The 22,070-nt window shown below is 67.3% G+C and carries 16 protein-coding genes; all 16 read right to left on the reverse strand.

Going from position 1 to position 22,070, the window contains the following annotated elements:
- Positions 1-2: 2 nt before the first annotated feature.
- On the reverse strand, positions 3-842 hold the full coding sequence (locus J4Z35_RS02235; RefSeq protein WP_074039473.1) for a shikimate dehydrogenase: 840 nt from the start codon (positions 840-842) through the stop codon (positions 3-5).
- On the reverse strand, positions 842-2,107 hold the full coding sequence (gene mltG / locus J4Z35_RS02240; protein WP_083603775.1) for an endolytic transglycosylase MltG: 1,266 nt from the start codon (positions 2,105-2,107) through the stop codon (positions 842-844). The genes J4Z35_RS02235 and mltG overlap by 1 nt, the downstream gene beginning before the upstream one ends.
- Positions 2,100-2,612 (reverse strand): Holliday junction resolvase RuvX, encoded by a 513-nt coding sequence (ruvX, locus tag J4Z35_RS02245; RefSeq protein ID WP_038568518.1) that lies wholly within the window; start codon positions 2,610-2,612, stop codon positions 2,100-2,102. Before ruvX ends, mltG begins: the two co-directional genes overlap by 8 nt.
- An 18-nt stretch (positions 2,613-2,630) precedes the next feature.
- Positions 2,631-5,345, reverse strand: coding sequence for an alanine--tRNA ligase (alaS, locus tag J4Z35_RS02250; RefSeq protein ID WP_074039475.1), 2,715 nt, complete (start codon positions 5,343-5,345; stop codon positions 2,631-2,633).
- Positions 5,346-5,550: 205 nt separating this feature from the next.
- Positions 5,551-7,227 (reverse strand): ABC transporter family substrate-binding protein, encoded by a 1,677-nt coding sequence (locus tag J4Z35_RS02255; protein ID WP_038568521.1) that lies wholly within the window; start codon positions 7,225-7,227, stop codon positions 5,551-5,553.
- Positions 7,227-9,353 (reverse strand): dipeptide ABC transporter ATP-binding protein, encoded by a 2,127-nt coding sequence (locus J4Z35_RS02260; RefSeq protein ID WP_171969810.1) that lies wholly within the window; start codon positions 9,351-9,353, stop codon positions 7,227-7,229. Before J4Z35_RS02260 ends, J4Z35_RS02255 begins: the two co-directional genes overlap by 1 nt.
- Entirely contained in the window at positions 9,350-10,351 is a 1,002-nt protein-coding gene (locus J4Z35_RS02265) for an ABC transporter permease (protein ID WP_081873672.1), read from the reverse strand. Before J4Z35_RS02265 ends, J4Z35_RS02260 begins: the two co-directional genes overlap by 4 nt.
- A gap of 3 nt (positions 10,352-10,354) precedes the next feature.
- Positions 10,355-11,338 (reverse strand): ABC transporter permease, encoded by a 984-nt coding sequence (locus J4Z35_RS14800; RefSeq protein WP_074039476.1) that lies wholly within the window; start codon positions 11,336-11,338, stop codon positions 10,355-10,357.
- Between the two features lie 160 nt (positions 11,339-11,498).
- On the reverse strand, positions 11,499-13,577 hold the full coding sequence (locus tag J4Z35_RS02275) for a M3 family metallopeptidase (RefSeq protein ID WP_074039477.1): 2,079 nt from the start codon (positions 13,575-13,577) through the stop codon (positions 11,499-11,501).
- A gap of 24 nt (positions 13,578-13,601) precedes the next feature.
- Positions 13,602-13,976 carry a DUF948 domain-containing protein gene (locus J4Z35_RS02280; RefSeq protein ID WP_083603776.1) on the reverse strand — a complete coding sequence of 125 codons (375 nt, stop codon included), beginning with the start codon at positions 13,974-13,976 and terminating at the stop codon, positions 13,602-13,604.
- Positions 13,977-14,088: 112 nt separating this feature from the next.
- Positions 14,089-15,162 carry an oligopeptide/dipeptide ABC transporter ATP-binding protein gene (locus J4Z35_RS02285; RefSeq protein ID WP_083603777.1) on the reverse strand — a complete coding sequence of 358 codons (1,074 nt, stop codon included), beginning with the start codon at positions 15,160-15,162 and terminating at the stop codon, positions 14,089-14,091.
- 2 nt (positions 15,163-15,164) lie between these two features.
- The gene (locus J4Z35_RS02290) at positions 15,165-16,472 is read right to left on the reverse strand and encodes an ABC transporter ATP-binding protein (protein ID WP_074039478.1); all 1,308 of its coding nucleotides are present in this window, start codon (positions 16,470-16,472) and stop codon (positions 15,165-15,167) included.
- Positions 16,473-16,483: 11 nt separating this feature from the next.
- Positions 16,484-17,503 (reverse strand): ABC transporter permease, encoded by a 1,020-nt coding sequence (locus J4Z35_RS02295; protein ID WP_074039480.1) that lies wholly within the window; start codon positions 17,501-17,503, stop codon positions 16,484-16,486.
- A gap of 128 nt (positions 17,504-17,631) precedes the next feature.
- Positions 17,632-19,347 (reverse strand): ABC transporter substrate-binding protein, encoded by a 1,716-nt coding sequence (locus J4Z35_RS02300; RefSeq protein ID WP_239304449.1) that lies wholly within the window; start codon positions 19,345-19,347, stop codon positions 17,632-17,634.
- A 90-nt stretch (positions 19,348-19,437) separates the two neighbouring features.
- Positions 19,438-20,445, reverse strand: coding sequence for an ABC transporter permease (locus tag J4Z35_RS02305; RefSeq protein WP_051805934.1), 1,008 nt, complete (start codon positions 20,443-20,445; stop codon positions 19,438-19,440).
- Positions 20,446-20,679: 234 nt separating this feature from the next.
- Positions 20,680-22,053: a replication-associated recombination protein A gene (locus J4Z35_RS02310; protein ID WP_115296139.1), complete on the reverse strand. Its 1,374-nt coding sequence runs from the start codon at positions 22,051-22,053 to the stop codon at positions 20,680-20,682.
- Positions 22,054-22,070: the final 17 nt, after the last annotated feature.

Raw genomic sequence — 22,070 nt, forward strand, 5'->3', positions numbered from 1 at the left:
GATCATTTCACGGCGGCGCGCCCGGCCTCCATCATGTCCGCGATGGGGGCAGCGTGGCCGGTGAACAGCTCGAACTGTGCCGCGGCCTGGTGCACGAGCATGTCGAGGCCGCTGACGACGGTCGCACCGCGCGCACTCATCGTGCGGGCGAATGCCGTCGGCCAGTCGGCGTAGACGACGTCGAGGACGAACGGCCCGCCGGCCGCGCCGATGCGCAACGACGGGGCGTCGACGACGCGCGCAGCGAGGGCGTCCGCGCCCCCGGCCGGGGACGTCTGGACGACGAGCAGCGCCATGCCGACCGCCCACGCCGCGTCCTCGTCGTCCTCGCGCACGACGCGGGTGCTCATGCCCAGCGAGCGCGCCAGTGCCAGCGTCTCGGGGCGCGCCTGCGCGCGCACGACGAACATCACCTCGCGCACGCCGAGACGCGACAGAGCGGCGACGACGGAACGTGCCGTCGCGCCCGAGCCGATGACGACGGCGCCCCGGCCACCCGCGCACCCGGCGGCGCGCAGGGCTTCGACGACGCCGTGGACGTCGGTGTTGTCGGCGAACCAACCACCGTCACGCCGCACGAGCGTGTTGGCCGCGCCGACGTCACCAGCGAGCGCCGACGCCTCGTCAGCCACAGCCAACGCCGCTTCCTTGCACGGCATCGTCACCGACAGTCCGACGACATCGTGGTCGAGCCTGGCCACGAATGCGCGCACCTCATCAGCGACGACCTCGGCACGTGCGTACGACCAGTCGTCCAGGCCCGCCGCTCGATACCCCGCCTCGTGCAGCGTAGGCGAGAGCGAATGGTCGATCGGCGAGCCGACGACGAGTGCGCGGGGCATCAGCAGCCGCGTCCGGGGTTGGCCTTGCACCAGGCCTGGAACTTCTTCTCGTTCTCGAGCTGCTGGTCGTAGGTGTCCGCGAACAGCGTCTCGCCCGTGTCGAGGTTGACGGCGACGAAGTACTTCCACGTGCCCGGCGTCGGGTTCGCGGCGGCCTTGATCGCGTCGAGACCGGGGCTGTTGTACGGCGTCGGCGGCAGACCCGCGTGCACGTACGAGTTGTACGGGCTCGGGTTGGCGCGGTCGGCGTCGGTCGTCGTCACCGTGCCGCGCTTGTGGATGACGTAGTGGACGCTCGAGTCCATCTGCAGTTTCATCCCGCTCGACAGGCGGTTGTCGATGACGCGGGCCACCTTGCCGTCGTTCGCCGCGTTGGGCGACTCGGCCTGCACGATGCTGGCCTTCGTCAGCACCTTCTGGATCTGGTCGGCCGGGATGTTGAGCGAGTTGATCTGCTCCTTGGTGTTCGTCACCATCGTCTGCAGCTGCTGCTTCGCCGACATCGACTTGTCGAAGTCGTACGTCGAGGGGAACAGCCAGCCCTCGAGCTTGCCGTTCATCGTGCTCGGCAGGCCGAGCTGCGCGGGCGTCACGGCCTCGTACTCACTGACGGGGTGGCCGGTGCCCTTCGACAGCTTCGCGAAGATCTCGCTCTGCCACAGGCCCTCTTGGATGACGATGCCGCCGCCGACGCGGTTCTTCGGGTCCTGCAGCGCGGAGAGCGCCGAATCGGCGCTCTGCTTCTTCCTGAGTTTGTAGACGCCGGGCGTCAGGTTGACGTTCGGTGACGCCGCCATCGCCTCGACGAAGGCCGACGTCGACTTCGTCACCCCGGCCGCGACGAGCGCTGAACCGATCGTGCTGCCCGCGTCACCCTTGTTGATCTTGACCTGGGCGGTCTCGTTCTCCCCCGTGCCCGAGTAGTCGCCCCCTGAGCTGCTGAACGACGGCAGGCTCAGCCCCAGGGTGCGCCACGCGAAGGATCCGGCGGCGACGACGAGGACGAGCGCGAGCGCCAGGGTCACGAGACCGCGGCGCTTGTTCGGGTTGTAGTCGACCTCGCTCGCGCCGGCTGGGCGGAGAGCCTGGGCCTCGCGTTGCGCATCAGCGCGGGCGCGATGTTCGCGTCGCGACTGCAGCCGTCGTGCCTGTGGCAGCTCTGCCCGAGTGGGTGCGCTGCGTTCGCCGTCGCGACGGACGCTCTGGCTGGGGTCGACCTCGTCGTTGCCGCTCCCGAAGAGACGCTCGCGGGGAGAATCAGGCATCGTGGGTGTCACCTTCGCTTGTCCGTCGTCGCGCACGGGGCTTGCGGCCCCCCACCTCGAGGCCGGGCGGCCTTCCGGTGCCACGCTCGGTCTCGAGTGCGGCCTGCAGGATGAGCACGGCGGCTTGCTGGTCGACGTGCTGCCTGTGCTTGCGCCCGGCCACCCCACTGGCGTGGAGCGATTGGTGCGCGGACACAGATGTTAGACGCTCATCGACGAGAATGACGCGAAGCGCGGGCCGAAGACGCTTCAGCGTGTTGGCCCAGGCGCGAGCGGCCTGTGTCGACGCGGTGTCCTCACCCTTCATGTTGAGGGGCAGGCCGACGACGACCTCGAGGGCACGAGCGTCGTCCGCGAGCTCGGCCACGCGCTGCACATCCTTGTCGCTCGCGCTCGCGCGCGCGAGGGTCTCGACGGGCGTCGCCATGATGCCGCCAGGGTCGCTGACGGCGACGCCGACACGCACGGTGCCGACGTCGACGCCCAACCTGATCCCCTCACGCATGACGAGCCCGCCGCACCTTCAGTTCGTGACCGTGCGGCCGACGGTGTGCTCGACCTCGGCGATCGCGGCGCCGAGCTTCGAGGCGTCCTGGCCACCACCCTGTGCGAGGTCCGGCTTGCCGCCGCCACCGCCACCGAGCACGCCGGCCGCGACCTTGACGAGGTCACCGGCCTTGACACGCCACTCGCGTGCCGGCGCGTTCGTCGCGATGACGATGACGGGGCGGCCCTTGCTCACGCCGCCGACTGCGACGACGCTCGGCGTCGCGTCGCCGAGCTTGGCGCGCAGGTCCGTCGCCATCGCCCGGGCCGCGTCGGCGTCGATCGCGTCGTCGTGATGACCGATGAAGCGCACCCCGAAGACGTCCTTGGCCTGCTCGACGAGGGAGCCGGCCGCAGCGGCCATCTGCTGCTGCTTGAGGCGCGCGAGCTCGCGCTCGGCGTCCTTGATGCGCGTCAGCATCTCGGAGATCTTGTCCTTGAGCTCACCCGGCTGCGCCTTCGTCATCGACGTGAGGTCGGCGACGAGGGCGCGCTCCTTCGCGAGGTAGCGCATCGCGTCGATCCCGACGAACGCCTCGAGACGGCGCACGCCCGAACCGACGGACGACTCGCCGGTGAGCGTGAGCGCACCGATCTGCGAGCTGTGCGCGACGTGCGTGCCACCACAGAGCTCTCGCGACCAGGGGCCGCCGATCTCGATGACGCGCACCTGCTCGTCGTAGGTCTCGCCGAACAGGGCGATCGCGCCCCACTCCTTTGCCTCGGGCAGCGTCATGTACTGCGCGGCGACAGGCAGGTCACGACGCAGGGCGAGGTTGGAGACCTCCTCGATCTCGCTGCGCGTCTCGGGCGACAGGGCCGAGTTCCACGCGAAGTCGAGACGCAGGTAACCGGGCTTGTTGTACGAGCCGCTCTGCAGCGCCGACGGGCCGAGCACCTCGCGCAGCGCGGCGTGCACGACGTGCGTGCCCGAGTGCGCCTGGCAGGCGGAGATGCGCCATTCGGGGTCGACCTGCGTCTGGACGCCCTCGCCGACGCGGACGGGCCCGTCGAGCACCTCGACCGTGTGCGCGATGAGGCCCTTGACCGGGCGCTGCACATCGACGACCTTGAGGCGACCGGCGGGCGTGACGATGATGCCTTCGTCAGCGATCTGACCACCGGATTCGGCGTAGAACGACGTGCGGTCGAGCACGACCTGGCCGCTCTGACCGGGCTCGAGCTGTTCGACGGCCGAGCCGTTCGCGACGAGGCCGCGCACGCTCGCCTCGGCCTGCAGCGTCTCGTAGGCGAGGAACTCGGTGGCCCCGGCCTCGCGCAGCTGCGTCCAGACGGCGACGTCACCGTGGCCGGCCTTCTTCGCCTTGGCGTCGGCCTTGGCGCGCTGACGCTGCTCGTCCATGAGGCGACGGAAACCGGCCTCGTCGACGCTGACTCCCTGCTCGGCCGCCATCTCGAGGGTGAGGTCGATCGGGAAGCCGTACGTGTCGTGGAGGCTGAACGCCTGGTCGCCGGTGAGGACGGGCTTGTCGCTGCCCGCCTGCTGGTCCGTCGCCTGCTTCGCCTTCGCGACCGCGGTGTCGAGGATCGTCGTACCAGCGACGAGGGTGCGGCGGAATGCCTCCTCCTCGGCGTACGCGATCTGCGAGATGCGCGCGAAGTCGGTCTTGAGCTCGGGGTACGACTGCGACATCCGCTCCATCGAGATCGGGACCAGGTGCGGCAGCGCCGGGTCGGCGTAGCCGAGCAGGCGCATCGCGCGCACCGCGCGGCGCAGCATGCGGCGCAGGACGTACCCGCGCCCCTCGTTGCCCGGCGTCACGCCGTCACCGATGAGCATGAGCGAGCTGCGCACGTGGTCGGCGACGACGCGCAGGTGGACGTCGTCAGGGTGGCTGCTCGCGGCCGACTGGCCCGAGTTCGCGCCGTAGCGCTTGCCCGTCATCTCGGCGGCCATGTCGAGGACGGGGTAGACCTCGTCGATCTCGTAGAGGTTGTCGACGCCCTGCAGCACCGACGCCATGCGCTCCAGGCCCATGCCGGTGTCGATGTTGCGGCGCGGCAGTTCGCCGGCGACGTCGAAGTCAGCCTTGCTGCGCACGGCGGACAGCTCGTACTGCATGAAGACCAGGTTCCAGATCTCCATGTAGCGGTCCTCGTCGACCGCCGGGCCACCCTCGACGCCGTACTCGGCGCCGCGGTCGAAGAAGATCTCCGAGCACGGCCCACCGGGGCCGGGCACGCCCATGCTCCAGTAGTTGTCGTTCGCGTCGCGGCGCGTGATGCGCGCGGCGTCGACGCCGATGACGTCCTTCCAGATCGCGTAGGCCTCGTCGTCGCTCTCGAACACCGTCGGCCACAAACGGTCGGCGTCGAGACCGTACCCGCCCTGGCTCTGATGCGTCGTGAGCAGCTCCCACGCGAACTTGATCGCGTCTTCCTTGAAGTAGTCACCGAAGCTGAAGTTGCCGTTCATCTGGAAGAACGTGCCGTGACGGCTCGTCTTGCCGACCTCTTCGATGTCACCCGTGCGCACGCACTTCTGCACGCTGGTCGCGCGCGTGAACGTCGGCGTGGCCTGACCGAGGAAGTACGGCTTGAACGGCACCATGCCGGCGTTGACGAAGAGCAGGTTGGGGTCGTCGTAGATGAGTGGTGCGCTCGGGACGACCGTGTGGCCCTTGCCTTCGAAGAACTGCAGCCAGCGGCGCCTGATCTCGGCGGTTTCCATCAATCGCCCTCATTCGTGAGAAGTCGTACGGGTGTGCGTCGCTCATCATCCCACGAGTGCGCGCCATTTCCCCATCGTGGCGGGCGGCCCCGTGACCGGCCGGGCGGTGCGAGGCACCGCGGCGCGCGAACGAACGGACGAGGCCCGGCCCCCTGTGCGGGAACCGGGCCTCGCCCGTCATGTCAGACGCGCATCGGCGCTGACGTCACTTCTGCCAACCGATGGTCTCCGGGAACGGGAAGGCGAACACGGACGCACCGACGTTCGCGAGCCCCTTCTTCGTCGCCATGATGACCGGGCCGTTCGTCAGCGGCAGGATGCCGTACTGGTCCATGGCCTGCTTCTCCAGCTTGTTGGCCTCGGCGATCTGCTTGTCCTTGTCGCCGATCTTCGTCAGGTCCTTGAACTTCGGGTCGAGCGACTTGTCCGCGACACCGGACTGGTTCAGGCCAGAGTCCGAGCACCACACCTGGCAGGCGTACGCCACACCGTAAGGGTCGGAGGAGCTGAAGCCCATCGGGAAGAGGTCGAAGTCCTTCTTCGTGATGACGTTCGAGAACTCCGAGGAGGCGCGCTGGTCGATCTTCATGTCGACGCCGATGCCCTTGAGCATCGCCTGCATCGCCGTGGCCTGGGCCTTGTTGACCGGGTCATCACCGAGGTTGACATAGCTGAGGGTCAGCTTCTTGCCGTCCTTGGAACGGACGCCGTCCGAACCGGCCTTCCAGCCCGCCGCGTCGAGGTCCTTCTTCGCCTGCTCGGCGTCGAACTTCGTCGAGACGTTGTTCTCGTAGCCCTTCTGGAAGCTGAAGAGCAGGAACGAGCCGGGCAGCTCCTCCTTGTAGTCGAGACCGTTGAACTCGATCTCGGCGAGCTTGCTGCGGTCGACGCCTTCCATGATGGCCTTGCGAACGGCCTTGTCCGCGAGCAGCGGGCTCTTGCCGTTGAGGGTGAGCAGGCTGTTCGAGGGGTAGGAACCGCGGCGCAGCTCGGTGTTGGGAACATCCTTCACCTGCTGCAGACGGTCCTTGGTCGTCGCGCTCGTCGAGTCGATCTGCCCGTTCTTGAACGCGTTGATGGACGCCGAGGCCTCCATCGTGATGAACGTGCGCTTGTCCAGCTTGCCCTTGTCGCCCCACCACTTCTCGTTGCGGACGAACGAGATGGTGCCGGCCTTCGAGTCGTACTTCTCGATCTTGTACGGGCCCGCGCCGAGCTCGGCGTGCGGGTTGTTCAGGTAGAACTTGTTGAACTGGTCCGCGGAGCTCACCTTCGGGTTGAGCAGGAAGTCGAACAGACCTTCCCACCACACGCCCGGCTGACTGAACGTGATGACGGCCTCGTGGTCGTCCTTGCCCTTCGCCACGGACTCGATGGCCGAGAAGCCATCCGTCGAACTGGGCAGGAACGCCTTGTCCTTGCCGCTGTTGGCCTTCCACGTGTTCTCGAAGGACTTCCAGTCGATCGGCGAACCGTCGTTGTACTTCGCCTTCGGGTTCATCGTGTAGGTGACGACGAGCTTGTCACCCTTGACCTCGCTCTTGGCGCCCTCGATGTAGGCCTTGTTCCAGATGACCTTGCTGCCGTCAGCCGAGTACGTCTTGAGGACGGGGTTGTACCAGCGCCACACGTCCGAGGTGTAGCGGGTGCCGTCCTGCTGGAACGGGTTGAACTGCGGAGAGACCTCGGTCGTGGCGGTGGTGTACGTGCCACCATCCTTGAGGGCCGACGCCGGCTGCTCGTTGTAGCTCTTCTGCAACGAGGTGTTCGTCGTCTTCTTGCTGTCGTCGCCCTTGTCGTCCGACGAGCCCCCGGAACACCCGGTGAGCAGCAGAGCGCTGGCGAGAACGAAGGCGCCGGACGCCGTCTTCATCGACTTCATCAGTGAACTTCCTTTGTGTCGGCCCCGCCTGCGAAGTGACAGGCGTGGGCATGATCGGCGCCGGTCACAGACATGAGCTCGGGCGTCGTGTCCCGGCACAGCTGCTGCTTCGCGTCGTCGAGGGTCTTATACAAAGGGCACCGCGAGACGAAGCGGCACCCGGGCTCTGAGGAGGTCGGGCTGGGCAGGTCGCCCGTGAGCAGGATCCGCTCACGGCTACGTTCGACCACCGGGTCCGGCACGGGGATGGCGGACAGGAGCGCCTTGGTGTAGGGGTGCATCGGGCGCTCGAACACGTCGTCGACGGCACCGACCTCGACGATCTTGCCGAGGTACATGACCGCGACCCGATCCGAGATGTGACGCACGACGGCGAGGTCGTGGGCGACGATGAGGTAGCTGAGGCCGAGACGGGCCTTCAGCTCGGCGAGCAGGTTGATGACGCCGGCCTGGATCGACACGTCGAGCGCGGAGACCGGCTCGTCGAGCACGACCGTCTTCGGGTTCGTGGCGAGCGCACGGGCGATGCCGATGCGCTGACGCTGTCCGCCGGAGAAGGCTGCTGGGAAACGGTCGGAGTGCTGCGGGTTGAGCCCGACGAGCGCCATGAGCTCCTCGACCCGCTCGTCGATCTCGTGCTTGCTCGACCCACCGAGCGCGACGAGCGGTTCGCTGATGATGCCGTGCACAGTCATGCGCGGGTCGAGGGCACCCATCGGGTCCTGGAAGACCATCTGGATGTCGCGACGCAGATCCTTGCGCTGCGACCTCGAGGCGTTCTTGATGCTCTGCCCGGCGATCTCGATGTCGCCCGTCTCGGGCTGACCCATCCGCATGATCTCCATGAGGGTGGTCGTCTTGCCCGAGCCGGACTCCCCGACGAGACCGAGGGTCTCCCCCTCGCGCAGGTCGAGGTCGATGCCGGCGACGGCGTAGACCGAGCCGACGCGACGCTTGAGCACGGCGCCCTTCATGAGCGGAAACGTCTTCGTCACGTCGTCCAGGCGCAGGACGCTCGCGCGCTCCTCGCGGGGGATGCCGGCGGCGGGATCCTCGATGACGGGTCGGGGGAAGATGGGTTCGGAGCCGATGAAGCCCCGCCCGGAGATCTCGTCGGCGCGGATGCAGGCCGCACGATGCGTTGCGGAGCCGACGGGACGCAGGGCCGGTTCGCCGTTGCCGCACTCCGCGGTCGCGATCGGGCAGCGCGGGATGAGCGGGCACGCGTCCGGGAGGTCGACGAGCAACGGCGGCGTGCCCTTGATCGGTGCGAGCGCCTCACGCCCCGTCGCGTCGACGCGGGGCACGGCCCCGAGCAGGCCGATCGTGTACGGCATCCGCGGTGCGGCGAAGACGTCGTCCGCCGTCCCCGTCTCGATGAGGCGGCCGGCGTACATGACGCCGACGCGGTCGGCCTGACCGGCGACGACGCCCAGGTCGTGCGTGATCATGAGCACGGCGGCGCCCGTCTCACGCTGGGCCTTCTTGAGCACCTCGAGCACCTGGGCCTGCACCGTCACATCGAGTGCGGTGGTCGGCTCGTCCGCGATGATGAGGTCCGGGTTGTTCGCGATGGCCAGGGCGATGACGACACGCTGACGCATACCGCCGGAGAACTCGTGCGGGAACGACTTCGCACGGGTCTTCGGGTTGGGGATGCCGACGAGGTCGAGCAGCGCGACGGCCTGCTCCCACGCCTTCGCCTTGGTGATGTCCTGATGGATGAGGATCGCTTCGACGATCTGGTCACCGACGGTGAAGATCGGCGTCAGCGCCGACAGGGGATCCTGAAACACCATGCCAATGCGCTTGCCGCGCACCTTCGACATCTCCTTGTCGGTGCGTCCCAGCAGCTCTTCACCGTCGAGGGTGATGCTGCCGTCCACCTTCGCGTAGCTCGGCAGCAGACCCATGATGGCCGTGGACGTGACGGACTTGCCCGAGCCGGACTCGCCGACGATGCCGAGCGTCTCACCGCGTGCGATGTCGAAGCTGACGCCGCGCACCGCGTCGACACGCCCCGCTTCGGAGGGGAAGGACACCGCGAGATCCTTGACCGAGATCAGCGGGCTGCTGCCCGCCTTGTCCAGCATGCCGCCACCGGAGACGGAGATCGGGGTGCTCATGCGTTGCCACCAGCCTTGGAGTTCGGGTCGAGCGCGTCACGCAGGCCGTCACCGATGAGTGCCATCGAGACGGTGAGCATGACGAGGAGCAGAGAGGGGAAGGCGAACAGCCACGGCGCGGAGTAGACCGAATTCGCACCGTCGGCGAGCATCGAACCGAGCGACACGTCGGGCTGCTTGATGCCGAACCCGAGGAAGGACAGGCCGGTCTCGCTCATGATGGTGGAGACGACGCCGAGGGTGAAGTTCACGATGAGCAGCGACCCGATGTTCGGGATGACGTGGCGAAGCACCACCTTCGTCGTCGGCACTCCCATGAACTCGGCGGCCGCGACGTATTCGCGTTCGCGCACGGATGTCGAGATCGTCCACACGATGCGGGCCGAGAACACCCAGCCGAAGAGGGTCAGCACGAAGATGAGGACGCGCCAGTCGCCCTGGAAATAGGTGGAGATGAGCGCCAGGATGAGGAAGCTCGGCACCACGAGGAGGAAGTGGATGAGACCGAGCGTCAATTTCTCCAGACGCCCACCCACGTAGGCGGCCCAGGCTCCGACGATCGCCGAGATGATCGTCGTCAGCGCCGACACGCTCACACCGATGATGATGGATCGCTGCAGACCGTGGACGGCCTGGGCGTAGGTGTCGTTGCCGGCCTGGTTGGTGCCGAAGAAGTGGCTACCGCCCGGACCCTGCTGCAGCGTGAGGAAGTCGGGGTCGGTGTAGTTCCACTGCGTGAAGAACCCGCCGACGATCGAGAACACGATGAGACCCAGGAGGATGACGAGACCCAGGACGCCGCCCTTGTTGCGCATGAAACGGCGCATGTAGAGCTTTCGGCGGGTGAGCGGAGCGGCGGCGCCGTCGCGCTTGGGGTCGCCCTCGGTCAGCTCAGGGGTGGGCGAACCGTCCGGTAGGCGCGTCTCGCGGACCGTCTCCGGCGAGATGGCGGCCTGTTCGACGCTTTCGGGCTCGATGGGGTTGAAGTCGTTCGTCATGGCTCAGCTCACCCGCACTCGGGGGTCGAGGGCGACGGTCGCGAGGTCCGCGAGGATCGCGCCGATGGCCGTCATGAGGGCGCCGAACGCCGCGATGGCGACGGTGCCGTGGATGTCGTTCTGCCCGATGGTCTGGGTGAAGTACTGCCCCATGCCCTTCCAGGCGAAGATCGTCTCTGTCATGATCGCGCCGGTGAACATCGCAGGGATGGAGAACGCGAGCTGGGCGGCCGTCGGAATGAGCGACGTGCGCAGTCCGTGGCGGCGGATGGCCTCCTGGCGCGTGAGCCCCTTGGCCCGGGCGGTGCGCACGAAGTCCGCGTCCACGGTGTCGAGCAGGAGCGTGCGCTGAGTCATGTGGTAGCTGGCGTAACCCACGAGGATGAGGGTGATCGACGGCAGCACGAGGTGTGCCAGGCGGCTGACGAGCGTCGCCCAGAACCCACTGACGTTCGGATCTTGCGCACCGGCGACGTAGAAGACGGTGTGACCGAGCTTCTGGTTGGCCCAGATGCCGAGGAACACGACGCACAGCGCCGCCACCGGCAGGGGGATGTTGAGCGTGATGATCGACGTCGCCTGGGCCACGCGGTCGCCGAAGCGGTACTGGCGAGCTGCGCTGTAGACGGCCAGCGCGATGCCGAGGACCGCACTGAGGATCGTCGCGCCGAGCACGAGCTGGGCGCTGATGGCGGCCCGGTAGGCGACCTCGGAGTTGACGTCGACACCCGTCGGCGACTGACCCCAGTCCCAGTGGAAGAACACGCCCTGGAACCACGTCCACCACTTCGTGAAGACCGATTCGTCGGGGTTCAGGTTGTACTGGTCCAGGGAGCGAACGATCTGGTCGTGGCTGAGCGGGGGTCGCCGCGCCAGATAGTTCGACTCGGGCTTCAGGAAGAAGGAAGCCAGGAAGAACGTCAGGTTGGTGGCCACGAAGATCATGACCACCCACCCCAGCGCTTTTCGGAGGATGTAGCGAAGCACGCGGGCGTGTCTCCTTCACGAGACGGTGATGGACGCTGGTCGGAAGGTCTTTCCTTCAGCGGCGATTGAAGAATATGTGGTGGGCGCCGATGATGAACGGCTGGGGGACGGCCCGTGACGACATCGTTACTCACGAAACAAGGACGACATCTGGCCGACATCAGCGCGACCCGGAACTCCTGGCCTCGAGGCCGCGACGGCGGAACATCGGCCCCGGCGACGGCGCCCGGCCGCGGAAGCTCTCGTACGCCCCCATGGGGTCTGCGCCACCGCCCACGCCGAGGATCCGTTCGGCGAACCGCCGTCCGTTCTCGCGCGTCGCTCCCCCGTTCTCGACGAACCACTCGCATGCGTCCGCATCGAGCACCTCCGACCACAGGTAGCCGTAGTACCCCGCCGAGTACCCACCGGAGAAGACGTGCTGAAAGTAGGGCGCGGCATAGCGGGAGGGCACGGCGTCGATGTCCAGTCCGTACCGGCGCCGTACCGTCTCGGCCATCTGCTCGACGGACGGCACCTCGTCCTGCTCGGTGAGCAGGTGCCAGGAGAAGTCGAGCAATGCGGCGCCCACCAGCTCACTGGTGGCGAAGCCCTGGTTACAGGTCGCCGAGGCCTCGAGGCGATCACGCACCGCCTCCGGCAGCGTCTCCCCCGTCTCGACGTGCTGGGCGTAGCGCTCGACGACGCTCGGCCACAGCATCCACATCTCGTTGACCTGGCTGGGGAACTCGACGAAGTCCCGTTCGACGTTGGGCCCCGAGACCGACGGGTGACGCACCTGCGACAGCAGCCCGTGCAGGGCATGGCCGAACTCGTGGAAGAACGTCTCCACCTCGTCGAACGTCATGAGGGTGGGCTCCCCCTGCGACGGCCGCGTCACGTTGAGGTTGTTACAGACGACGGGGGCCTGGCCGAGGAGGTCGTTCTGCTCGACGAGCGAATGCATCCACGCGCCGCCGCGCTTGCTCGGGCGGGCGTACGGATCGAGCAGGTACAGGCCGACGGCGCCCTCGTCCTCGTCGTGCACCTCGAACACGCGCGTGTCCGCGTTCCAGCCCCGCAGATCGGCTCGCGGGGTGAACGTGAGGCCGTACAGCTGCTCGGCCGCGGCGAACACGCCCCGCTCGAGAACACGTTCGAGCTCGAAGTAGGGACGCAGGGCCTCCAGGTCGACGTCGTGATCTCGCGCTCTGACCTGCTCGGCGTAGTACGCGTGATCCCACGACTCGATCGTGTCCACCCCGTCCTCGCGCGCCGTGGCGGCTAGCACCTCGATCTCGGCGCGGGCGTTCTCGCCGGCGGCACGCGCGATGGGAGCGAGCATGTCGAGCACCGCCTGAGGCGTCCTGGCCGTGCTGTCCGCCGTCGCCCACGCGGCGTGGCTGTCGAAGCCAAGCAGCGCGGCTCGACGGGCACGCAGGCGGGCGATGTCCCGAACCAGTTCCCGCGTGTCGTTCTCGTCGCCGCGACTGCACCGCGCCGTCGACGCCGTCATGATGCGTCGACGCAGGTCACGATCACGCAGACGCGCGAGGTAGGGATGTCCCGTCGGATACGTGAGAGGGATGACGTAGCCGCCGCCGTCCTGCTCGGGCCGTGCCAGGGCGTCGATCTCGGCGTCGTCGAGGCCTGCGAGGCTCGAACGCTCCTCGACGACGACGGCCAGGGCCGCGGTGTCGGCCAGCAGGCGGCGGTCGAACTCGGCGCCGAGTGTCGCGAGCTCGCCGTTGATCGCCTTGACCTGCTCGGCAGCCTCCGGGGTGAGCGCCGCGCCGGCAAGCGTCATCGCCTTGATCCGGCGCTCGACGACGTGGCTCTGCTCGGGGCTCATCGTGGCGTCGCCGGCTCGAACCTCGCGCAGCTTCTCGAGCAGGGCAGCATCGACGTCGACGAGGTCCGCCAGGGCGGCGACGCGCGGTGCGAGCTCGTCCTCGAGGGCCTGCAACGGCGGTGTCGTGTCAGAACCGGTCAGGGTGTAAAGCGGCGCCAACACGCGTTCGGTGGCCGCGTGATCGCGTTCCAACGGCTCGACGACGTCGACGAACGTCGCTGGTGTCTGCGGCTGCGTGATGTCCGCGAGGGTGCGCCGCACCTGCTGCTCGAGATGCTCGAAGGCCGGGACGAAGTGCTCGGCGCGGATGCGTTCGAAGGGCGGCAACTCGAACGGCAGGTCGCTGCGCGTCAGCAACGGATTGGTGGAAGCGTCGTCCGTGACGGGGTCGGTCGTGATCTGGTTCATGGGGTGACCCTAGCCGCGCAGCACTCAGAATCGGCGCGGCGTCCCCGGGGTCTTTCCGCTCATTGCCGTCTTGATGGTGTAACCGACGGAGGCGACCTTCAGCATGGGGCGCCCGACCGTCGCCACGGTCAGCGACGTCAGGGCGTTGAGGTTATTCGTCATCGTCGCGAGGTTGGCCGTGATTGCATCGAGGCGCTCGACCTGGGTGTTCGCGGCTGCGACGGTCGAGGTCATCTCGGTGATGAGCGGCAACGTCTCGTCGCTCACCTTGCGCACCGCTGCGCTCGCCTCGTCGAGAACGGCACCAGCCTTGCCGATGACGCTGCCGAGGCGCCACACGAGCACGGCGAACGCGACGGCGGCGATGAATCCGGCGATCTGTCCGAGCGTCAGCTCCACGTCATCTCCTTCTCCGAGCGCGCATGTCGCGCTGCCACCAGATTACGGGGTGCACACGGCCGTCAGGCCCGCCCCGGTGCGGGACGGGCCTGACGGCTTCGAGCGGGTGACGTCACACGACGTCGGCGCGCACCTCCGGGAAATGGCACGCGACGCGGTGGCCGGGCGCGACCTCGACGGGCTCGGGCACGACCTGAGCGCACAGATCCTGTGCCTTTGGGCAACGCGTGCGGAACACGCAACCCGACGGCGGGTTCTGCGGGCTCGGCAGGTCGCCCTTGAGCAGGATGCGCTCGCGCTTGCCCTTGAGCGTCGGGTCCGGGATCGGCACGGCCGACAGCAGCGCGTGCGTGTACGGGTGCTGCGGGCGCTCGTACAACGTGTCGCGGTCGGCGTCCTCCATGACCTTGCCGAGGTACATGACGACGACGCGGTCGGAGATGTGACGCACGACGGACAAGTCGTGGGCGACGAAGACGTACGCCATCTTGTCGCTGTCCTGGATCTCCTCGAGCAGGTTGACGACCTGCGCCTGGATCGACACGTCGAGCGCCGAGACCGGCTCGTCGCAGACGATGACCTGCGGCTTGAGGGCGATCGCTCGCGCGACACCGATGCGCTGACGCTGACCACCGGAGAACTCGTGCGGGTAGCGGTTGTAGTGCTCGGGGTTGAGCCCTACGCGCGACATGAGCTCCTGCACCGCGTTCTTCACGCCGCCCTCGGGCTTGACGCCCTGGATCTCGAACGGCGCCGAGATGATCTTGCCGACGGTGTGACGCGGGTTGAGCGAGCCGTGCGGGTCCTGGAACACCATCTGCAGTTCACGACGAATGCGCCGCAGGTCGCCGCCCTTGAAGTCGGTGATGTCCTCACCGGCGAACTCGATCCGGCCGCCCGTGGGCTCGAGGAGCTTGAGCATCGTGCGACCGGCGGTCGACTTGCCACAGCCCGACTCGCCGACGAGGCCGACCGTCTCACCGCGGTGGACGACGAGGTCGATGCCGTCGACGGCCTTGACGGGGTTGTCGGGGCGCCGGATGAGGCCCGCCTTCTTCTGCGGGAAGTGCTTCTGCAGCCCGGTGACGCGCAGCACCTCTTCTCCGACGGCGACCTGGGTCGCGCCGGCGAGAGCGTCCTCGGGTCCCGGCGTCACGCTCGTCGCGTGCGTGTCTGCGTTGGTCATGCTCAGTCTCCAACCTTGGTCGCGCCGTGGGCGTCCGCGGCGCCGGCAGTCCCGGCGTGGGCCGCACCGGTCGTGGAAGCCGCGTCGGCGCCGTCGATCGTGCGGGTCTGCGCGGGCTTCATGTGCTCGGCCTTCTGCTCTGCGGTCAGGAAGCAGCGGGCTTCCTGGTCGCCGAAGTGGCGCAGATCGGGCATCTCGGTGTCGCAGCGATCGCCCGGCACGAGGTGCTTGAACGCGCAACGCGGCGCGAACGAGCAACCCCTCGGCAGGTTGATGAGCGACGGCGGGTTGCCGGGGATGGGGTCGAGCTGCTCGCGACGTGCCTCGTCGAGACGGGGCATCGAGTTGAGCAGACCCACGGTGTACGGGTGCTGCGGCGTCGCGAACGTGTCGTAGACGTCACCCTTCTCGACCGGACGCCCGGCGTACATGACGAGCAGGTCGTCCGCGACGTCGGCGACCACGCCGAGGTCGTGGGTGATGATGATGATCGCGGACTTGAACTCCTGCTGCAGGTCGAGCATGAGGTCGAGGATCTGCGCCTGCACCGTCACGTCGAGTGCCGTCGTCGGCTCGTCAGCGATCAGCAGCTTCGGGTCGTTGACGAGCGCCATCGCCGTCATCGCCCGTTGACGCATACCGCCCGAGAACTCGTGGGGGTACTGATCGACTCGCTTCTGCGGCGACGGGATGCCGACGCGGGCGAGCATGTCGATCGTGTGCTCACGCGCCTCCTTCTTCGACGCCTTGGGGTGGTGCACCTTGTAGGCCTCGATGATCTGCGCGCCCACCGTGTAGTACGGGTGAAGCGCCGACAGCGGGTCCTGGAAGATCATTGCCATCTTGCGCCCGCGCAGCTCGCGCATGCGGTCTTCCTTGATGGTGAGCAGGTCGTCACCGTCGAAATCGATCGCACCGGAGATCTGAGCGTTCGTCCCACGGTTGAGGCCCATGATCGTCGTCGACGTCACCGACTTGCCGGAACCCGACTCACCGACGATGCCGAGCGTCTGACCCTCGTACAGGTCGAAGCTCACGCCGTCGACCGACTTGACGATGCCGTCATCGGTCGGCCAGTGCACCTTGAGGTCGCGCACCGACAGCAGCGGTGTGCCACTCTTGTCGACCTGCTTCTTGCCGGGCTTGGCGCCCGAGTCCGTGAACGTCTCGCGGCCCACGCCATGGCCTGCGCCGTGCCCGGGGACCTTTGCGGCCGCGGTGGCGACGACGTCGCCGGCCTTGTCAACGAGAGCTTCGGCCTTCTCGCCGACGACGGAGTCGTCGACCTTCTTCTTGAGCTTGTCGAACATGGTCTCTCTCCTCAGGCCAGCTTCACGCGCGGGTCGACCACGGCGTAGAGGCAGTCGACGATGATGTTGGCCACGATGACGAGCGCCGACAGGACCACGACGATACCGACGGTGGTCGGCAGGTCGGGCGACGCCGAGGCCGAGGCCACCGCGAGCTTGCCGAGTCCGTCGTAGTTGAAGACCGTCTCGGTGATGGGCGCGCCGCCGACGAGCAGGGCGAAATCGATGCCGGCCATCGTCATGATCGGGGTGATCGCCGCGCGCATCGTGTGCTTCCACAGCGTCTTGCCCTTGGACAGGCCCTTGGCCTTGGCAGTGCGTAGGTAGTCCTCACTCATCGTCTCGAGGACGTAGGCGCGCGTCATGCGGACATAACCCGCGGCGGTGAAGAGCGCGAGCGTGAGCGCCGGCAGGATCAGGCCTTGCAGCCACCCGCCGACACCACCATCGGCGATGCTCTGGTATTCGGGCACCGGCACGATGCCCCACTTCAACGCGACGAACTGGTAGAGCAACAGACCGATGGCGAAGGTGGGCAGCGAGTAGAACAGCAGCGCCGATCCCACGAGAATCTTGTCGACGATGCCACCTCTCGTCAGCGCCGCGAGGATGCCGAAGCCGACACCCATCACGAGGGTCAGCGCGAACGACACGACCGCGATGGACAGGGAGATGGGGAAAGCTTGTTTGATCTCGTCGGTCACGCTCATGGACGCGAGGGGCGAGTAGCCCAGGCACGGGGCGTCACACTTGGCGATCGTCTCGGGTGCCTTGCGCTTGAGTTCCTCGTCAGCGGGGAACTCACGGCCGGTCACGGTTCCCTTGACGAAGTCCGTCCACTGGTTGATGACGGGCTTGTCGTACCCGAGTGCCTTGCGGTTCTGCTCGATGAGCTGGGGCGAGCAGTTCTTGCCGCAGGTTTGCTTCGCTGGGTCCTTGCCTGCAGCGAAGAAGAGCACGAACGTCACGAGCGTGACCATGAGCAGCATGATCAGACCCGAGAACAGTCGGCGGATGACGTAAGCAACCATGAGCTTCCGCCCTTTCGGGCAGTCCTCTCCAACGGGGAACGGGTGGGTTCGTTGAGTGGCCGGCGACCGGCCGAGCCGGCGGGCGTCTGTGGACGCCCGCCGGCCAGGTGGTGATCAGAGTCAGGCGGTCACTTCTTGACGCCGACCGAACCGAGGTCCGGGTACATCGAGGTAGCCGGGTTGTCGATGTAGTTCGTCACGTTGGATCCCCGCAGGAGGTAGAACTTCTGGCTCTCCAGCGGGATGTAGGCGACGTCCTCGCCGAGCTTCTGGTCGATCTTCTTGTAGATCTCGCCCGCGGCGTCGACGGAGGTGGCCTTGGCCGCCTCGTCGATCATCTTGTTGACCTCGTCCGACTTGTAGTTGCCGTAGTCCTGACCGTTCGACTTCGCCGTCAGGTTGATGCGGCTGTCGAACAGGGCGGGGATGACCGTGCTGGCCGACGGCCAGTCGGCGCCCCAGCCACCCCAGAAGACGTCGCCGTCGGCGTTCGGGTTCTGGATGACGTCGTAGTACGTGTCGGTCAGCTCGTTCAGGGTGACCTTGAAGCCGGCCTTCTCCCACGTGTCCTTGAGCGCAGCAGCCTGCTTCTGCGACGTCGGCGTGCCACCGGAGTAGGTGAACTTGATCGACGGGTTCGGCTGGCCGGCTTCCTTGAGGAGCTTCTTGGCCTCTTCGATGTTGCCGCCCGTGCCGTACTTGAAGGCCGGGTTCTTGGCGTAGGCCGTGGTCAGAGCCGGGTTGATGATCGAGTAGGCGTTCGTGTAGGCCTTGTCGCCACCGCCGGCCTTGATCCAAGCGTCCTGGCTCGTCGCGGCCAGGAGTGCCTGACGCACCTTCGGGTTCGTCATCTTCTTGAAGTTCGGGACGAGGTAGTCGACGTACGGCGACTGCGGGTTCGTCGAGCGGTCCGCGATCTTGCCCGTGACCTGGCCGTACATCGACGGCGGCACCGCGCGGTCCGTGACGGCGTTCTTGTCGTTGCCCGAGTCGGCGATGAGGCGCTGGTTGATGACCTCGTTCGTCAGGCCCTCCTGGAAGACGATCTTGTCCGGAAGAGCCTTGCGCACGCCGTCGGTCTTGGCGTCGTAGTTCTCGTTGCGGACGAACGTGCCGCCCTTGCCCTTCTGCCACGTGCCCTGCAGCTTGTAGGGGCCGTTCGAGAAGACGGCGTAGTTGCTCTTGTCTCCCTTGTCCTGATCCTTGCGGTAAGGGTCGAAGGCGCGCAGCGAGGCCACGGCGAGGTTGAAGTCCGGCCACGCCTTGTTGAACTTGTACGTGATCGTCTTGCCATCGCAGGTGACGGCCTTGTCGAAGTCGGCCTGGCCGGCCTTCTTGTAGGGGCCGTTGTAGACGGGCAGGCCGTCCTTCTGCGGCACGTCGAGGAAGCCGAGCGCGTAGTTCGGGCCACCCGTGATGACGTCGGTCGCGAAGCTGCGGCTCAGGCCGTACTTGAGGTCGTCACACGTGATGTCCTTGCCGTCCTGCCACTTCACGCCGTCCTTGAGCGTGAAGCTCCACTTCTTGCCGCCGTCGCTCATCTTGCCCGTGTCGGTCGCGAGGTCAGCCACCGGCTTGTCGGCCTTGGCGGCGTCCTCGGTGACCGGCATCTGCACGAGCGAGCGGTACGTGAGGCGGCCCATGTCGGCGATGTCGCGGCCGATGTACATGCGCTGCGGGTCGAGGTGCTCAGCAGGACGCTTCGACAGGTAGTAGAGCGTGCCGCCCTTGCCGCCACCTTCACTCGAGCTGCCCTTGTCGTCGCTCGAGCCGCCACCGCACGCGGCGAGGCTCATCGAGCCGGCGATCGCCACGGCGAGGATGGAATACGACTTCTTGTTCATCGTCATCTCCTTGATGAAGAAGGATCCGCCGAGGCGATCCAACTGACCTGACCGGACGTGGTCAGGAAAATGAGGGGTGAGCCGGCTGGCTCAGTGGCGGTCGGCCTTGGGGTCGAGCGCGTCGCGCAGACCGTCTCCGACGAGGTTGAAGCTCAGCACCAGGGCCGCGATCGTGAACACCGGCGCGAAGAAGTACAGCGGGTCCTGGTTGAGGTAGTTCACCGAGTCGGTGATGATGTTGCCCAGCGTCGGGGTGGGCGCCTTGATACCCACGGTGAGGTAGCTCAGGGCTGCCTCGGCCGAAACGAAGGCCGGGAACAGCAGCGTGGCGTAGACGAGGATCGGGGCCCAGAGATTCGGTAGCAGTTCGGTGAAGTACACCCGCTTGTTGGTGGCTCCGAGGCTGCGGGCCGCCTCTACGAACTCGCGGTTGCGCAGGGTCATGACCTGGCCGCGGATGATGCGGGCGAAGGTCGGCCAACCGAAGAGACCCAGCACGAGGATGACGTAGATTCCAGCCGCCACGTTGTCGTCCGAGACACCCATGCTCTTGATGCGTGCGATGAAGGTTCCGGACAACGCGAGCAGCATGAGGGTCTGCGGGAAACACAGCACGAGGTCGATGAGGCGGGTGCCGAGGAAGTCGACCTTTCCTCCAGCGAATCCGGATGCCAGTCCCACGACGAGCCCGATGATGACGGCGACGAGCGTCGCGCACAGGCCGACAACCACGGAGAACGTGATGCCGTACAGCAGGCGCGACAGCGTGTCGGTACCGCTGCCCGGGACCACGCCGAGCCAGTGCTCCGCGCTCATGCCGCCCCAGGAACCCTTGGGACTCGAATCAGCGTTGATGAGGTCCTGATGGTTGGTCAACGGGTCGAGAATCTTCAGCTTGACGAGGATGGGCGCGAGGATCGCAGTGAGGACGAAGAGACCTGCGACGGTCATCGCCGCCAGAGTGGCCTTGTCGCGCTTGAGTCGAGACACGGCGATCTGACGAAGCGAACGACCTTCGATCGCCTTGGGCTCCTCGGGCGTCTGGGGTTCGGCCCCATCGGGACCCATCCCTTCGAGCGCGGGATCGCCGGTGACCATTGCCAAGGCTTCGTCCTTCCGTCTCAGGGCGCTCGGTGCGCGCTCCGCCTGTCACACGCGGCCCGGCGGTTGGCCGAGCTCGTCATGCACCCCAGATCATGCCCCATCGAAATTGTGATTCCAGCCTCAAAGTACGAGGGTCACCAGATCGTTACCTTTGACCCGCGAATGGCCGCAGGTGTAACACCGCGTTAACGAAACACGCGATTCTGCAACATCACGCAGTGAGCTGCATCACGTTGCACTCTCACCCCCGCGGATGACGGCGCGCAGGCGTCGCCATCGCTCCCCCAGCCGCTCCTCCCACCCCCGCGACGTCGGGTGGTAGTAGTCCGCATCGGGCAGCAGGTCGTCCGGCAGGAACTGCTGCGGGCCGACGCCGTCCGGTTCATCGTGCGTGTATGTGTATCCGGCCCCGTGCCCCAACTGCGTCGCCCCGGCGTACCCCGAACCGCGCAGATGCGGCGGCACGGCGCCGCCGCGGCCCGCCCGGACGTCGGCGATGGCGGCGTTGATCGCCGCGTACGCCGCATTCGACTTCGGCGCGATCGCGTTGTGCACGACCGCCTGCGCGAGGATGATCCGCGCCTCCGGCATGCCGATCTGCGCGACGGCGTGCATCGCCGCCACCGCCGTCTGCAGCGCCGTCGGATCCGCCATCCCCACGTCCTCGCTTGCGGCGATGACGATGCGCCGCGCGATGAATCGCGGATCCTCGCCCGCCTCGAGCATGCGTGCCAGATAGTGCAGGGCGGCGTCGACGTCGGAGCCGCGCATCGACTTGATGAGGGCGGAAGCGACGTCGTAGTGCTGGTCACCGGCGCGGTCGTAGCGCACCGCGGCTGCCGCCATCGCCTGCTCGACGTGGGCGAGCGTGATGGTTTTCTCCCCCGCGTCCGTCGCCACCCCGGCGCCCGCCTCGAGAGCCGTGAGCGCCCTCCGGGCGTCACCGCCGGCCATGCGGACGAGGTGATCGCGCGCGTCGTCGTCGAGGGTGAATCGCTCGTCGAGACCGCGCTCGTCGACGAGTGCCGCGCCGATGACGTCCGCGATCTGCGCGTCGTCGAGCGAGGTGAGCGTGACGAGCACCGAACGCGACAGCAGCGGGGCGATGACGCTGAACGACGGGTTCTCCGTCGTCGCGGCGACGAGGATGACGGTGCGGTTCTCGACGCCGGGCAGCAGCGCGTCCTGCTGGGCCTTGCTGAAGCGGTGGATCTCGTCGAGGAACAGGACCGTCGAACGGCCGTACATCGCGAGGTGGCGGCCCGCCTCCTCCATCGCCTGACGCACGTCCTTGACGCCCGCCGTGATCGCCGACAACTCGACGAACCGGCGTTCCGCGCTGTTCGCCGCGAGGTGCGCGAGCGTCGTCTTGCCCGTTCCGGGTGGCCCCCACAGGATCGCGCTCATCGGCCCCGCCGCACCCGCCTGACCCTCGATGAGACGCCGCAGCGGCGACCCGGGCTTGAGCACATCGCCCTGCCCACGCACCTCCTCGAGGGTGCGCGGGCGCATGCGCACCGCGAGCGGCGCCATCGCCGACGCCCCAGCGCTGCCCGAGGTTCGTTCACCGTCGAGTCGGCTCGAGAACAGGTCATCACTCATGGCTGCAGTCAACCAGC

The organism is Dermacoccus sp. NHGro5 (genome assembly GCF_017565385.1).
Taxonomy (GTDB): Bacteria; Actinomycetota; Actinomycetes; order Actinomycetales; family Dermatophilaceae; genus Dermacoccus; species Dermacoccus nishinomiyaensis.

Excerpts from the sequence above, each read along its gene's own strand:
- J4Z35_RS02300 (WP_239304449.1), bottom strand. The coding sequence starts at position 19,347 with ATGAACAAGAAGTCGTATTCCATCCTCGCCGTGGCGATCGCCGGCTCG.
- J4Z35_RS02275 (WP_074039477.1), bottom strand. The coding sequence starts at position 13,577 with ATGAACCAGATCACGACCGACCCCGTCACGGACGACGCTTCCACCAAT.
- J4Z35_RS02265 (WP_081873672.1), bottom strand. The coding sequence starts at position 10,351 with ATGACGAACGACTTCAACCCCATCGAGCCCGAAAGCGTCGAACAGGCC.
- J4Z35_RS02260 (WP_171969810.1), bottom strand. The coding sequence starts at position 9,353 with ATGAGCACCCCGATCTCCGTCTCCGGTGGCGGCATGCTGGACAAGGCG.
- alaS (WP_074039475.1), bottom strand. The coding sequence starts at position 5,345 with ATGGAAACCGCCGAGATCAGGCGCCGCTGGCTGCAGTTCTTCGAAGGC.
- J4Z35_RS02305 (WP_051805934.1), bottom strand. The coding sequence starts at position 20,445 with ATGGTCACCGGCGATCCCGCGCTCGAAGGGATGGGTCCCGATGGGGCC.
- J4Z35_RS02285 (WP_083603777.1), bottom strand. The coding sequence starts at position 15,162 with ATGACCAACGCAGACACGCACGCGACGAGCGTGACGCCGGGACCCGAG.
- J4Z35_RS02310 (WP_115296139.1), bottom strand. The coding sequence starts at position 22,053 with ATGAGTGATGACCTGTTCTCGAGCCGACTCGACGGTGAACGAACCTCG.
- J4Z35_RS02295 (WP_074039480.1), bottom strand. The coding sequence starts at position 17,503 with ATGGTTGCTTACGTCATCCGCCGACTGTTCTCGGGTCTGATCATGCTG.
- J4Z35_RS02290 (WP_074039478.1), bottom strand. The coding sequence starts at position 16,472 with ATGTTCGACAAGCTCAAGAAGAAGGTCGACGACTCCGTCGTCGGCGAG.
- ruvX (WP_038568518.1), bottom strand. The coding sequence starts at position 2,612 with ATGCGTGAGGGGATCAGGTTGGGCGTCGACGTCGGCACCGTGCGTGTC.
- mltG (WP_083603775.1), bottom strand. The coding sequence starts at position 2,107 with ATGCCTGATTCTCCCCGCGAGCGTCTCTTCGGGAGCGGCAACGACGAG.
- J4Z35_RS02235 (WP_074039473.1), bottom strand. The coding sequence starts at position 842 with ATGCCCCGCGCACTCGTCGTCGGCTCGCCGATCGACCATTCGCTCTCG.
- J4Z35_RS02255 (WP_038568521.1), bottom strand. The coding sequence starts at position 7,227 with ATGAAGTCGATGAAGACGGCGTCCGGCGCCTTCGTTCTCGCCAGCGCT.